General features: G+C 39.7%; 11 protein-coding genes. All 11 read right to left on the bottom strand.

Annotated features, from left to right (window positions below):
* Positions 1-303 precede the first annotated feature (303 nt).
* The 11 genes from ACFPB1_RS05955 to ACFPB1_RS05905 all read right to left on the bottom strand — a co-directional run bounded on the left by ACFPB1_RS05955 (position 304) and on the right by ACFPB1_RS05905 (position 14357).
* Positions 304-672, bottom strand: coding sequence for a mCpol domain-containing protein (locus ACFPB1_RS05955; RefSeq protein ID WP_379222964.1), 369 nt, complete (start codon positions 670-672; stop codon positions 304-306).
* Positions 669-1304: a hypothetical protein gene (locus ACFPB1_RS05950; RefSeq protein ID WP_379222962.1), complete on the bottom strand. Its 636-nt coding sequence runs from the start codon at positions 1302-1304 to the stop codon at positions 669-671. Before ACFPB1_RS05950 ends, ACFPB1_RS05955 begins: the two co-directional genes overlap by 4 nt.
* Before the next feature lie 68 nt (positions 1305-1372).
* Positions 1373-1660, bottom strand: a complete 288-nt coding sequence (locus tag ACFPB1_RS05945) for a hypothetical protein (protein WP_379222960.1) — start codon at positions 1658-1660, stop codon at positions 1373-1375.
* 300 nt (positions 1661-1960) lie between these two features.
* Positions 1961-2698 (bottom strand): HNH endonuclease, encoded by a 738-nt coding sequence (locus ACFPB1_RS05940; RefSeq protein ID WP_379222957.1) that lies wholly within the window; start codon positions 2696-2698, stop codon positions 1961-1963.
* A 173-nt stretch (positions 2699-2871) separates the two neighbouring features.
* Positions 2872-5424 carry a tetratricopeptide repeat protein gene (locus tag ACFPB1_RS05935; RefSeq protein ID WP_379222955.1) on the bottom strand — a complete coding sequence of 851 codons (2553 nt, stop codon included), beginning with the start codon at positions 5422-5424 and terminating at the stop codon, positions 2872-2874.
* Positions 5425-5438: 14 nt separating this feature from the next.
* On the bottom strand, positions 5439-6671 hold the full coding sequence (locus ACFPB1_RS05930; protein WP_379222953.1) for a dynamin family protein: 1233 nt from the start codon (positions 6669-6671) through the stop codon (positions 5439-5441).
* Positions 6672-6685: 14 nt separating this feature from the next.
* Positions 6686-8911, bottom strand: coding sequence for a dynamin family protein (locus tag ACFPB1_RS05925; protein ID WP_379222950.1), 2226 nt, complete (start codon positions 8909-8911; stop codon positions 6686-6688).
* Positions 8912-8935: 24 nt separating this feature from the next.
* Entirely contained in the window at positions 8936-10591 is a 1656-nt protein-coding gene (locus tag ACFPB1_RS05920; RefSeq protein WP_379222948.1) for a dynamin family protein, read from the bottom strand.
* A 371-nt stretch (positions 10592-10962) separates the two neighbouring features.
* Positions 10963-11241, bottom strand: coding sequence for a hypothetical protein (locus tag ACFPB1_RS05915; protein WP_379222946.1), 279 nt, complete (start codon positions 11239-11241; stop codon positions 10963-10965).
* A 268-nt stretch (positions 11242-11509) separates the two neighbouring features.
* On the bottom strand, positions 11510-12469 hold the full coding sequence (locus ACFPB1_RS05910) for a 3'-5' exoribonuclease YhaM family protein (protein ID WP_379222944.1): 960 nt from the start codon (positions 12467-12469) through the stop codon (positions 11510-11512).
* A 10-nt stretch (positions 12470-12479) separates the two neighbouring features.
* Positions 12480-14357, bottom strand: coding sequence for a UvrD-helicase domain-containing protein (locus ACFPB1_RS05905; RefSeq protein ID WP_379222942.1), 1878 nt, complete (start codon positions 14355-14357; stop codon positions 12480-12482).
* Positions 14358-14366: the final 9 nt, after the last annotated feature.

Here is a 14366-nt window from a genome sequence, read left to right as displayed (position 1 = left end):
TATTTTTTGCTAATTGAGCCACACTCTCCACATGCACCGTATGCGGGAACATTCTGTTCTGTGATGTGATCTGTTACAATCCGCAGAAACCTTGATTTGACGAGCTTTCCGCTAAGTGGTTTCCGCTCTGTTAGTCCTTAAACTGATCGTTTCTGTTGATGTTTTACATCAATTTTACATCAGTTTTACAACAACTATATCCCCAGTAGCCTCATCGCTGCCTGTGGTTCATTGGCACATTATCCCCGATATTGCAAAGTCTAGAGCCCCTGTGATTGCTACCGCATTGTCTCAAAAGATATTTTAATTTAACAAACTGAATCCATCGTCAAATAAAGCTGCAGTATTTTTACCATTTGATTTAGCGTATCTTAACGCAAGAAAAGCATCGCAAAGACTAGAACCTACACCAAGAGAAAAATTAATTCCTTTACTGTTATGACGTATTAAATCAAAAAGCTCTTTAACATCAACAAAATCCCTTTTACATATTATTCCGTCAGCTCCACTAAAAATAATATCGAATCCACCTATAACTAGTTGGCTTGATATAGAATTAACAGCGTTCTTAACATCGTTATTTATCTTTTGTAAACTTATTTCATCATTGTTCATGAAACTTTTTTCAATTTTCAAACCTATGTCATCTCCATCAATGTAAACATACATCATAATACAGTTCCTCCTGGGCTTGCCTTTAATTTTACATCATCAAAAAACTCTATGTATTCTTTTGAAATATTCTTTAATCTCAATTGACCAATTGTACTATGGTTAGTCCAAAACTTACCATAAAACTCTGCCTTATTTTTGTTTATAGTCAACTCTAACTCAGTCGTTCCTTTTCTAATTGATTGGTCTAAGGCATTAACTTCTTCTTGAGCATATACATAGACCAGTTTGTTTTTTTCACTTTTCTTGTCGAGTGTAAGTATTTCACTATATGAATTGTTTTTGAATCTTTCGGTATAAGAAGTAATATGGATATTTAGGAAATTTTGTTTTATTACTAGTGCTATATCACCGGTATAAATCTGATCGTTTTTAACGTTTACAGATTCATAAGTTCCAAACCATGTTCCGCTTATGTTTTCTTTGTAAAGTATCTTATTTAAAATTGGAACCTTCCATCCGAAGTGAAAATAAAACCCCCACCAAATCGTCAAAAATGTAGATATAGAAAAAGCGGTTTTTACACCATGTACAGAAAGTAGTCGAACATCAATTGTTAGAAGTACCATAACGCTAAGTAAGGTTAAAATAAAAGTTATTAACACAATTCTTAGTTGCTCTTCTTTTTCCATAGTGTATCCTCTCGAAATAATAAATTAACACTTTAATCGTATATGCCCCTGATTAAGACTCGGTAATATCATATTGATAGAATTACAATTAATATGTTAATAAAGGAATTATATTCGTCTTTCTGATTTGTTGAAGTAATTAATGGTTTTATTCCGTTTGCTTCTTTGTAATTTCCAAGGTTCTCAAAATCATTTTTTAGAAACTTAAGCAATTCATCGAAGGTGTAACGGAGTAAAGTATATCTTGAATAAACTGTATTTGGAACATTCCAAAGTAATGATTCTAAACCGAATGAGGAGATGCTTGAAGGAATTGAATATCCCGATTCCTTCATTATGCTCTTCATCTTTTTCATTGTAATTGTCCTGATTATACAGCACATTCCCCCCCCCCTAGACAAGCGATTATTTTTATTTACACCTTTGCCATCTCCCGAGGCAAATCCGGTTGATAATTCGGCACATTGACTTGAGATGACACGGCAATGCAAGATTCTTTATATTTCACAATATGTCTATCATACCATTTATTTGGACGGATATGGAAACAAACTACCTCGAAAGACAATACAAAGTACTTTGTTATTAAATTTTTATACCCACCGCGTTGAAATCGCTTGGGCCACATGTCCGCGGGAGAAATACCGAAGTCATGTTTATTGTTGTGACTCGATCATTTGTTTCAATTCGTCTATAGAAAGGTAATGAAGCTTGTACCGATGGATCATTCTGTGGCAATTGGAGCAAAGTACGGTCAAATCTGTACTAGGATCGATTGGTTTGCTCTCTTGAAACTGATGCAATGGGATAATATGATGAACCTCAATATAGCCAGCACCATGTTCACCATACACTTTGGAAAAGTTGAAGCCACAAGCTTTGCAAGTCGTCCCATGAATTGCAATGGCTTTTTGTCGGTTCCTAGGGTTACGCTCATACTGAATAACCTTGCCATACTTTGCCTCACCCTCTCGTAATAGCCCCTCAAAACCGGGACTGCTCTTTGGAGATGACCTAGCTGTATGAGGGAAGGTAGATTGGTTGTTTAGAAATACAACTCTCCCTTTATCCATAACAGTCTTGCAAACAATTCTGAACCTATCGCTGGATTCCTTGGTGACATATACGGGGACACCGTAACAACCTGAGAACAAATTGATATAATCGTTTGAATGACACCCAATAGTCTCTACATTTAGGATCCGAGCCAGTTCATGTGGATTGACTAGGATCCCTTCACTGGTCTGATATGCAAAGTTGTCAATCTTTCTGATCTTTCTATTGTAACGCTTAAGGAGAGCATTACAATGATCAGGATCGTTTATAAACCGGATAAATTCTTCACGCTTTTGTGCATCCGAACCATACTTGTTCAATAGTTCACTTCCGGCCATTTAAGGCTCCCTCCCCCTCGTCAACTTAACCCTTTTCCTCCAGGAGGGGCCAACCTGTTCTAAATTATTCATTACAAATATTATGTAACTCCTTTGATTGTATCATTCAATACGCTCAGTGGGCTATTCCACGGGCAATCAAGCTATCATACATTTGTTGTTTTTCGTCTTCACTATAATGGGTGTATCTCCAATTTGGCCTTTTCATTTTGCAATTTGACCTTTATTTGATACCGTTCACATAAATACTGCACCATATCAACATATGTCGCCTTAGCTTTCACATAATCCTTATTAAGTAGGAAGGCATAACCTACAGCAATATAATGATCATATAACTCCTGGTAAGTTTCCTTGGAATTTGGTTGCTGCTCGATCTTTTCAATAATTTCCGGCGCGATCCGGTAATATTCGCGTATTAGCGATGCACCATCTGAATCCTCGATCAGATGTTCGTCCCGATATTTCTTAAATGCTAGTATTTCCTCACAATCATCTTCTTTCCCAAGTGATTGACATGTTGCCGTTGTCAAAAAACACCAGCCGTTGCTGCCGGAATAGCTCGAGGAGCTGCTTGTGGAATAATTTCTGCCGCTGTTGTACGTCTCCCGCTGTTGATTGGAAGAGATCCAGCCACTTACCTTTTCAAACTCCACCTTTGCACGCTGATGCCCCTTACGAGCCGCCTGACCGAAGTAATCTTTCGCTTTAGGCAAATCCTTTGCTACTCCGTTTCCATATTGATACATTTTCCCGCAATAGAAGAGAGCCTCAGCAGATTTTCCCTTTTCCAATAAGCTTCGTGCAGAACGGAAATCTTCCTTCCAGTAGTAGATCGAACCAAGGTTTTCACAAACCGAAATATCACCTGAATTTTTTTGAAGCAGGTATTGATAAAGCTCCATAGCGATATTCATGGATTTCTCTGCACGTTCCCGAGAACTCCTTTTATTTTTTACCAAATTGATGAACTCGATATCCGCCAGTTTTCGAATTGCCGGGATATGTTCATAGACCGCGGCTATCTTTAATGCTGTTATCCCTTTGGCATAACGATCGTTATCTAGACAATGCAATCCAAAACGATAGTTGGCTTCAGGAATAAGCATGTTAGCTAGCTTTTCCAATTCATACGTTCTGTCAGAATCTAGGAGCCGAAGCAAATTGTTCCCGGCGTGAAGGGCGCCCTCATCCAATGCTTTAAGGTAATAGCGCTTTGCTGACTCTATGTCGCCGCATTTCTCATAATCCGTTGCAACTGCATAATACTCTGCGCTTCCAAGCGATTCCGGAAACTGTTTAGCAATCTGTGCTATATGTCCTTGAGGAAGCTCTAGCTGTTCACCAAAACGAATTTTCGCTTTTACAACCAAATAACGGTTAGAGGAACTCTCTTTGGCAAGATGTTCTAGCTGCTTAATTTGTGGCTTATTGTTGGACTCTAATCTCTTGAACATCTCCAAAATATAAAGGTACGGATAATCCACACTTTCCAGCTTATCCATGTACTTTCGCACGATTGCATGCTCACCGCACTCCAAGAAATTAAGGACCAGCTTAGTTGCTTCCTCTTCGTATTCCAAGTGATAGGAGAATGTTTCGGCTAGCCAATCTTCATAGGGAATACCAGATACTTCGTACAATTTATGTTCGAAATGATGAACCTTTCCCATCAGGCTCTTTAGTGTAGTTTTGCATTCTTGAAAAAGGTTTCTTCCGTCTTTTAAAGATACACTAAGTTCCTGCTTTAGCTTCCTGAGGCTAAATTGAGTATCTTCATGGTCAATTTTGACCAAATCCCGATTCATCCCCTCCACTATCGCAGCCAATCTGTTAACATCTTTATACTGGAACAGATATAAATTACTGAATAGGTGCAAAAAGCTCTCAGCAAAGGATACATTATTCCGCCACTGATTAATTGAGGCAAGCCAATTTTCAAAATCTTCATCAAGTTGATGAATTGTAATGGGATTCTCCAGCCACTTCACCTTGCTAGTGAACGGCTTTACAATCTCTTTAACAGCTTCCCTGCTCTTCTCATCTGTTACAATAACAATGGGTGTCCATGGATTCGATCTGGCGAAGGACTCTATCGTTTGTTTCCAAATTCCTCGTTCATCTGTTGGAATGACTATGTAATCTGTCATATTCAATAGGTTTTGATGGTACTCCATAGATTTCAAGGAGTAAAACGGAAAATGAATATAAGAGATGGCTTTGTACGGAATGCTTGCTGAAATACTAAACGCGTACAGAAACTGCCGAATATCGATATCCCTTTTGTGAAGTTCCTTGTTGGCGTTAAAGAAATCCTTCTCGCTTAAACTAATTTGGTTTTCTATAAGATTTACAGCATGTATTGTATTAGGCGAATCCGATGAATACAATACGGCCGGTATATTGTTGTTAATCTTGTGCAATTTCGATTTCGCGACAAAATCCAGTATTTTTTGATCTAGTCCATTCGTGCCTAGAATACCGATAGTCGTTTTCCCGATAAGCTGAGGAAACTGCGTCAGGATTTCTGCTCGTTCAAGTACCCTTCTCATCCCTCCCATCAGTTTGGCTTTCTGGGGATAAGGGTTTCTCTCCAGCATGGTAGCAAAGTCTTTTGTGACGAACGAAAACAAATCTTCCAGCAATGTTTTTTCAGTGGTGTTAGGTGATTGCTGTTCTGAGAGAAGCTTTGATAATAATTCGAAACTATCCTTAGGTGTCTTCATTACCATTTCTCCGGTCAATTAGAAATAGAAGCTAATAATTTATTAATGTCTTTCTGAACCATTTCTACCGCGTTGGCGTATTCGTCGATATTTCGGATATCACGAATGACTTCCGAATACAGCTTGACCAACGTTTGAATCTCCATAACGCTCTCCGATTGAAAAATGACTTGACCGATTTCATTTCGGCGGTCAATCATCCTTTTTCGCTCGGCCCCTAGTTGCCGCGTAATGATCTTATGAATCTCTTTAATCTGTCTGGCAATGTCTTCGTTGCGATTGACGTCCCGATCTGCCCTGTCTAGGAACTGCCTTAACCGGTCGGTTCCTCCGTATTCCTCTCTTTCTAGGGCAGAATAAGCGACAACGTCATAAATGGGCAGCCCCGATCTGTACAAAATGTCCCGACTTCTTGCAACGATAGCATGAATTTCTCTATCAGTCTTCTTATCGGCCTTGTTAAAAACCACGAGAATAGGGTTCTTTGCTTTAATCGATCGAATAAAATCAAGGTCCGGCTGCTGGATAATACCGTTCTCAATATCAACCAACCAGATCATATAGTCTACGGTTTTCAGTTGATGATACGCCTTTTCCGCATCCGAAACGCTCCGCTTCACACTGGAGTCGGCCTTGTTATATCCAGGAGTGTCCAGTATGGCAATATTTTGATAGCGGAAGTCCGGTACGTTCATCACCAGATTATTAATAAACTGTGAAAATCCAATTTTATATTTTTGATAAAAGGCATGAGTTAATGCCTGGGCAGCTTCCATGTCCAGAGTAATATCCTGATCATTGTAGGTATAAGCCTGAACCGACATCCACTGCTTTCGAACTAAATAAGTAGGGATGGAGGTTGTCGGACTCTGATCCTCAGGCAACAAATCGCTTCCAAGTACAGCATTAATAAACTTGGACTTACCCGCGCTGAATTTCCCACCAATGCCAACAACCGTTTTGTTCTTGAGCAGCTGAAGCTTGTGCTGCTCAAACAACTTGTCGCTAAGTTGAATTAGCCGGTCATACAATTCAATTTCATTGGATAAGCTGACCTTTCCAGACGTCTCCAAAAGCTTCCGATCCAGCAAGTAGTCCAGCTTGCGAATATTCCTTTGTTTATTTATGTTCTTCTTATCATTAGACAGCAGCTTGGCGATCAACGCTAACCCCTTCTGCTCATCTTCAAGATACGGATTTTTCTCTTCTTCCAGTAGAAGATCATCGTCATCGTCCCATAAATCCATCTTGCCACCTCATTCTAATGATGTCGAATCTCCATTTTGAAACTTTGAACTTGTTCAACAAGAAGTTCATATTTCTGAATGCTCTTCTCTTTGTCTTTCAGTAAATTTTGAACGAGCTCAACATTATGCGTAAGCTGCTTTTCGATGTTATCCACGAATACGCTTGCCTGATCCACTAAGCTGTTATTGATTTGCTCGGCTAACGATTGCAGTCTTTTTACAATATCATTAGAAATTTCTCGCAGCATCTTTTCCTGCTCATACATCAGCTCGCTGATGGCATTACCCTCGATCACACCGGTAGAAAACTTACTTAGTATGGCTTCGTCGTAACCGTGTGTGTTGATCTCGAGTGATGGAATCGAAAGCCTTCCCAATACGATGTCCATTGGTACCAGGATGTCTCTCTCATTAAATTTCTCGTCACTTAAATCAAAGGCACCGATTACCGCATCTTTCAGCTGCTTTTTTACATCATTTAGATTGAACAAGGAACGGAATTCCCTGTTGACCAATTCTTTAGTGCGAGTCGTGTACTTCCGCAGACTGGATATTGCTTCATGTACATTAGCTGAATTGATCGTATCGGTTACCGTGTAATGCTCCTTTTTCAAACCGAGAAATCCAACACTTCTCGTACGCTCTCTGGTTTCTGTCCGCGTAGAAACCGTTACTCCCAAGAAATTATCAATCTCTTTCGCAATGTCAACTTCCAGATCCTTCAGAATCCGCTGGGCATCAATGCTGCTCTTTTCGAAAATAGATTTCACTTCAATTCGAATTGAATTTAGCTTTGAACGTAATGCTTTTAATTTCTGTTGCAATTGTTCGAAATCGTAATGATTTAAATCCTCTTGGCTCTTCAAAATAGCTATATGAATATTGTCGAGCATATTTAATATATGGCTTTTTTGAGAACTTGTTAAATCCGAGACCCGCTCCAAGATCGTTTGTTCTTTCTGGATTTTCAGTTCATTAAAAATTTTATTTTTTGTATTCTCAATATTAGATAATTGGAACAAAAATTCCGGCGTATCCAGGAAGCCTTCAAAACGCTTTTTCATTTGAGTGATGACATTTTGTTCCTCCTCCGGCAGCGGGACATTATCTTGAATATGCTTGGCCGCAGCATACATTAGGGAGGATATAAACGTAGGCGGGAGGGATTCCTGAAGATTTCTCAAAACTGGCGGACAGTTCTGCGATTTCGTAAGTTCCTCCACATTATGTACTGCTTGTGTATTAAAGGTTTGCCGGCTCTTTTTGAAAGCTTCCGTAAATGGAGCCATCCTTACCTTGTAATCCAGAATCCCGGAATCGAATTTGCTACCGATCAGAACGGCTTTCCGAATGCCTTCTCCCGGCAGCGTCTTCGTCAAGAACTGGATATCTCTTTCTCCAAGAAATTGCCCCACATAACTAAGCAAAAAAACGACGTCGCAATTGATTAAAAAATCCTGAGTCTTTCGGCTTCGCGATAGAATCGGATCGTTTAGTCCGGGAGTATCGATAACTTCAATATCTTTCAGTAAAGGATTGTCTAAGTAAATCTCTGTATGTTTAACAATTGGGGTAAATGTACCGTTAGACCCGACATATTGGTTCAGTTCCTGTATGAATGCCTTCTGAGAAGCAAGGCCGTTAATCTCCTGAGTCTTGCCTAGCCATTCATACACATCGAGATTGCTTTGCTCCACCATTCGAGTAAGTTCTTTACATGCTCTTATATGGACAGGGATACTTTCCATTATCATCTGCTCTACGGATTCGTAGGTTGGTGGAGGGTATGCGTAACCGCTTATGTCGGTTGGTATGTAGCTTTTGAGCTCTTCTCCCAACTTTCTTTGAATGAGAGTATCGTATTCTTTTGATAGCTTCTCTATTCCCTGCCAGTCATAATCCGTATAATAAACTATTTTGGCATAAGGAGTTTCACTGTGCCCAATCTTTGTCAAGGCCGCTGTCATTGGGGTCGGAGCCTTGGGAAGCACTGATTCACCTTCAAAGATCAGGGCATTAAGAAAGGATGATTTTCCGGCCTTTACATCTCCTACAATGCCAATTTTCAGGACTCGCTCAGTTTCTTTAATAGTTGCGAGATTCTGTTTAATATTGTCAACTTTATTTCGAAATTCGAACAACTGCTCATTATTAATGAATTGACTGGATTGTTCCAACACACCAGCAATCCGTGTAATAGTTTGAAGAAATTCTTCATCCTTCACTTTTGTATGCATCATAGTTCACCCCACCTAACTTATAAATTACAGTGCCTGAATGAGTGACTGTACTTGGCGAATATCTTGTGCCGTTTCATTTTGCATAGCTGCATATGCCGATTCTTTTGCTTGTTTCATAGTAAGCGAGGCTTGAAGCGCCTCGGTTTCTACTTCGATCATTTCATTCATCTTTTCTTCCATCTCATCCATAAGTTCTGACTCTAATTCTACTAATGTATGGTCCATCTCTTGGCTAAGCTTGGACACGATTTGTGGAATAATTTCGGTTTCTACTTTACGTTTCAAGTCCTCCTGCTGGCTCTTCTGAGATAGCTGCCCAAAGAACCTCATAATGTCTGGCAGGAAGATGATAATCAACTCTAACCATGGTGCCACAACTGTCGTTGTAATCGCGAGAACCCCAGTTAATAACCGGTAAAGTCCTTTCGATTTATCCGTTGTTTCAAGGATTTTTTGCAGGCTTGATGTCACCGCTGTATACTTACCTGCAATATCTGCCGCGATATTCTCGGAATGGTCCTCAAAAATTTCCTTTAAGTCAATCTGCTGAACAAATTCATGAAAAGATGCTTCGGTGTAGCGCTGCGTCGAAGAAATGAGCACAGGACGCAACAAATCATTTACAGTTCTTGTAAAAGCATTGTCTCCGGAAGTAATACTGGAGGCTAAAGCTGATGAATTAGAGTAAAGTGCATTCTGCACATCAGCTACAATGGCCGGCTTAACTTGATTTTTCATTTTCAAAGAGAGCTTTTTGCGTTCTTTTTCCATTCGGCTAACCAACTGCTCTCTTGTTTTCTGATGCATTTTAATCTTTTCGACAAGCTCCTGATCGTCAAACTCATAACTCTGAGCAATCTTTTCGATAGCCGCCATGCAAAGATTTGCGATTTCAACTATATGCGGCTTAAAGGCTTGCTCACAGAGGTCCTTGATATGAAAGGAACCGAGGATCTTTTCCATCTCTACCTCGATGTTATCGAACTTGGAGGTAGAGACAACGACAACGTCCTTTTGGAATATAGCACTAGCTGTTTGCTTTACTTTATTAACGATTGCCGCAACTTGACTCTCCGGCTTTTTATCTGATTTGGTTACAACAATAGACAAGTTATTGTCGTATTGCTTTATTTCTCGTAAAAAGTCGATAGATGAGGATTTGATTTCTCCGTCCTCGCAGTCTACGACCAAGATATATGCATTTCCCTGTCCTATATATTGCATAATCGCTTTGTTATGTTGCTCCAGTCCAGAATTCAAACCTGGCATATCTACCAGAGTATAGCTCTTGTATTTTTTCAAGAAGTCATGTTGGATATGATATGTCAGATGTTGATAGGAGTTCGAATCTAGGTGTGAAATTTCATCAACCGAGCACCTAACATTACCATTGAGACCACCAACCAATTCCACGTATTCCCGTTCATCATAAATAAGCTCACTTGCGATTGCTGTCTCCGGCCCTTGATCCTCCACCAACAAATCCCGATTGAGTAACGTGTTTAACAAGGCGCTCTTACCTGCGCTAAACCCGCCGATTACCAATACCTTTAATGAGAATTCTGTTATATCTTTGCGGCATTGAGCAATCTTTTGCTGGACATGCTCAGAAATACCATACTTGGCCGCTAGTTCCTCCAATTGGTTCAATTCGTTTGCATATAGAGTTGTGTGTTCCATACATATCCCATCTCCGTTAATTTTGTAGTTCCAAAGTAATGCCGCCTATAGTTCGTAAGACTAATTCGACATAAACATATGAAATTCCTGTTTATTCTATCTGACCGGTGGACAGTCATTGTGTGCCCTTCAAGTCCTCTGTATGAATTGCCCGCGGCGAGGTGCTTGAAGCGAAACCGATGCAAATCTCCTTCTCGTTGAAGGTATCCCGGTCATTCCAATTTCAAGGCGTGCGAGTACAAGCAGAAATGAGAAAATGGAAATAATGACGAGATCAATATATCCCCCTTACCTGAGAAAAATCAAAATACCGCCTCCAATCGTAAACTAAGATTACGAAGCGATATTTTACCAAGATGGATTTGCTTATTTTACATAGAATTAAGCAGTGATCTTGCCTTCTCTCGTGCTACCTGATTAACTCGGGGAGAGTTCGCGATTACCTTTAAGGTTTCAATTTGGAGTCCATTTTCCGCTATCCTTCTGGCTGCCTGAATGCACATTTTAATGCCATCTTCGTCTTTTCCAAACTGCACCATTTGTTCCCGTACTAATCGTTCATCGAACCCAGGTTTGTTCCAGAACTCAAAGTATGTTACATATACATTTTTTTCGCACATTTTCAGATCAAAATCCAAATCCTTTGCCATTTCGCATCTCCTTTCGTCATACTGTTGTTTATGGCTTGCACTTGCCGCATTTCTTAAATGGGTATTCCGGATAATTAGTCTTGGACCATGTCGACGCCTCATCCATGAGGGAGAAATCATACCAACCACCATCGCCCCTCATTTCTCGAATTCCTTTAAGGCTCGTTTCTTCTTGTAGAACATGTCCGCACGTGGATTTATGGGCTGTACATAATTTGTCAGGGATATGAACGTTTACCCAAATCAATATTTTACCCTCCAGATAAAATCATAATTTTAATCTGTAAATAGCTTTGTTCTCCAAACCGCGAATAACCGGTGTCCATTCTTCACTATCCGCGGTTGTTTGAAGCATGTCCTCTACCATCTGCAGCTTAGCATCCATCGCATCGATATAGTGAAGGGCCACAGCTTCCGGTAATTGCGGTTGAACAGGGCTTCCCCATTCACCCAAATTATGATGAGACAGAATCAAATGTTGTAGCGCCATGATGGCATTCGACTCTAAATCGAGCCCAAGTTTGATTGCAGCTTCTGTAATCCAATTGGTAGCCATACTGATATGTCCGATCAATTTGCCTTGATTACTGTAATCAACTACCATACCATACTCCGAAATCATTTCCACTGGTTTTGCGATATCATGCAAGATGATGCCCGCCTTAATCAAATCCGAGTTAAGAAACGGCCGTTGCTGACTAATAAATTCGCCTAGTTCAAGCATTCGAACTATATGGTAAGCTAGTCCACCGTAATAAGCATGATGATGGGATTTAGCCGCGGGTGCAGAATGCAGTGTATCTTTCACTTTCTCAAAACAAAAAGATACAATCGATTTAATATCATTATGATTTAGACTATTTATGGCATTTTCAATGATTGGGATTAGTTCGTCAGCACCTACAGGGGCGGCACGGATAAAATCCGTTACGGATACCCCGTCTTGTTTCGTTGTTTTTCGGATTCGTATTACTTTTACTTGCAGTTTTTCACGGTATACTTGAACCACACCCTGCACTTTAACAAGACACATCGGAAAGAATGTTTCAATATCGAGCTTACTTGCTTCCCAATACTTTGCAGAAATATTGCCACTTGAATCAGCAAGTACTATATCTAAGAAATCTTTAGGAATCGAACTATTTGTCTGCTTTGCTTCTATTTCTTTTATCAAGTAATACCCGACAAATTCATCCCCGTCTTTAAAATCTTTTATTAAAACGGACACGATCTCACCTCTACATTGTGGTATGAACTACCGGCTCTACAACTCCTGAATCACGTAATGCATGATAAAAATCCATAATAATTTTCCTATCTTGTTCATCACGGTATAATCCAATCGGTCGTACTTTACTGAAAGTAAAATGAAGATTATCTTTAGCCCTTGAGAGAGCTACAAAAAAAGTTGCTGTATGCTCTTCCCTCTGATCTGCAAATTTATAAAAAGCCGCATCCTCTAGTCCCAAAAAAATTATTGTTTTATACTCTAATCCCTTACTCTTATGAATTGTCATAATAGGAACTGTATTTTTCCCAAGCAAATTATCGATTGCAATGTCCAAACTGCCCGCTTTCATGTATTCTTCCCACAGATATTTAGCCAACTGTAGACGTAGCTTTTCGATATAATTTGATCTCATATATTGCGGAAAGTACGCTTTCAGTGCATCAATAGAATAAAAGTCACAAATTCTTTTTAATATATTCCCCAGATAATTTTCGTTACTTATTGACCTCAAATCAGATTTGAGTTTCTTAATAAAATCACTTAATTCTCTCTGTGGTTCGTGAATCTTCGAAGATGTTTCGTCCATGTTTTTTAAATCGAGAAATATATTCCTACAATAAGTCCATGAACCTGCATTTCTTCTGATTGCTATAGTCATTGTGTGAATACAAAGGGATATGAAATCTTCTTTAAGGAAGTCCTGATATACCCCTTCGTTTCTCACCTGTATTCCAATTTTATTAAATTCCGTAATCATTTCGCTGCAGTACACATCTATTTTTTGTTTCACAAGAATACAGATATCATTCGGTTTATGGCTACCGTCTGCTAAGTAAGACTGCACAATGCCTCCAATTGCTTGGGCTTCCTGGATATGATTTTCAAACCAATGAAGGTAAGCTCGGCCATCAGATGCTTGCCATTTTGGATTCGTTTGGATTGATATGGGCTGCTCATTAAATCTTGAAAAAAACATTTTCTGAATTTCAATGAGTCTGGGTGCTGATCGATGATTCATCACTAACCGATAAGTAGTTGCTCCAAAGTCGGACTGATAAGTTGGGAAAATCTCTCTCATCGCTCCAGCCCACACCATAATACGTTGTTTTCCATCCCCCACTGCAGTTAATACCGAGTTGGAATTATGAAAGCATGCCTTCACAAATTCATACTGAATATTCGTGGTATCCTGAAACTCATCGAGAAACACATGACTATAAGTCAATTGCAAAGCCTTCCTCAATTGAGGATTTGATACTAACAAATACGTTGCCAGCCTAGTGATCATAGCGAACGACAATCTAGCCGTACTAGTTACCTCACCTTTAAGTAAGAATGACCAAGCAGTCTTTGTTGGATATTTATTATCCAAAGGTAATGGTAAAGAATATCGAACGATTTCCTTTTCCAACAAGTTGTTTATGTCACCTGGCCGCATCCCAGCGGGAGGTATAAACCCAGCATGCTCATACGCAGTCCTAATATCGTTTTGAGTTCGGTCCGCAACAGCGATATCATAGACTGAATCAGGCCTGTAATCCTCAGGAATACCTAGATAGAAACGATCCACAAGACTTTTAGCAAATGCATCATAAGTCATAGATTGGAATCGCTTTGAAAGTTCTGTACCGCAACGTTTCTCTACCCGTTCGGCGAGGTTTTTCGCGGCATCTCTCTTAAAACTTATTTCAAGAATTTTCCTTGGCACCTTGCAGGTAGATGTCTCAAGCAAATAGCAGGCTCTTTGTGCAAGCAATTCCGTCTTACCTGCTCCAGGCCCAGCAATAACTAAAGCGTTGTCTTCGCTTTTTACAACTTGTAGCGCAGCAGGTTCAAGCATTAGTCCGTCGGCAGGTTCCCATCTATTCTTATCAATGATTTTCATCTAATAGCC

The organism is Paenibacillus sp. GCM10023250 (assembly GCF_042653205.1).
Classification (GTDB): domain Bacteria; phylum Bacillota; class Bacilli; order Paenibacillales; family Paenibacillaceae; genus Paenibacillus_Z.
The sequence above is the reverse complement of the archived record's forward strand: the minus strand, read 5'-3'. Positions and strand labels throughout refer to the sequence as shown.

Bases quoted from the DNA above. Each gene is read 5' to 3' on its own strand.
- ACFPB1_RS05925 (WP_379222950.1), bottom strand. From the start codon at position 8,911: ATGATGCATACAAAAGTGAAGGATGAAGAATTTCTTCAAACTATTACA.
- ACFPB1_RS05930 (WP_379222953.1), bottom strand. From the start codon at position 6,671: ATGGATTTATGGGACGATGACGATGATCTTCTACTGGAAGAAGAGAAA.
- ACFPB1_RS05940 (WP_379222957.1), bottom strand. From the start codon at position 2,698: ATGGCCGGAAGTGAACTATTGAACAAGTATGGTTCGGATGCACAAAAG.
- ACFPB1_RS05905 (WP_379222942.1), bottom strand. From the start codon at position 14,357: ATGAAAATCATTGATAAGAATAGATGGGAACCTGCCGACGGACTAATG.
- ACFPB1_RS05955 (WP_379222964.1), bottom strand. From the start codon at position 672: ATGATGTATGTTTACATTGATGGAGATGACATAGGTTTGAAAATTGAA.
- ACFPB1_RS05950 (WP_379222962.1), bottom strand. From the start codon at position 1,304: ATGGAAAAAGAAGAGCAACTAAGAATTGTGTTAATAACTTTTATTTTA.
- ACFPB1_RS05935 (WP_379222955.1), bottom strand. From the start codon at position 5,424: ATGAAGACACCTAAGGATAGTTTCGAATTATTATCAAAGCTTCTCTCA.
- ACFPB1_RS05920 (WP_379222948.1), bottom strand. From the start codon at position 10,591: ATGGAACACACAACTCTATATGCAAACGAATTGAACCAATTGGAGGAA.
- ACFPB1_RS05915 (WP_379222946.1), bottom strand. From the start codon at position 11,241: ATGGCAAAGGATTTGGATTTTGATCTGAAAATGTGCGAAAAAAATGTA.
- ACFPB1_RS05945 (WP_379222960.1), bottom strand. From the start codon at position 1,660: ATGAAAAAGATGAAGAGCATAATGAAGGAATCGGGATATTCAATTCCT.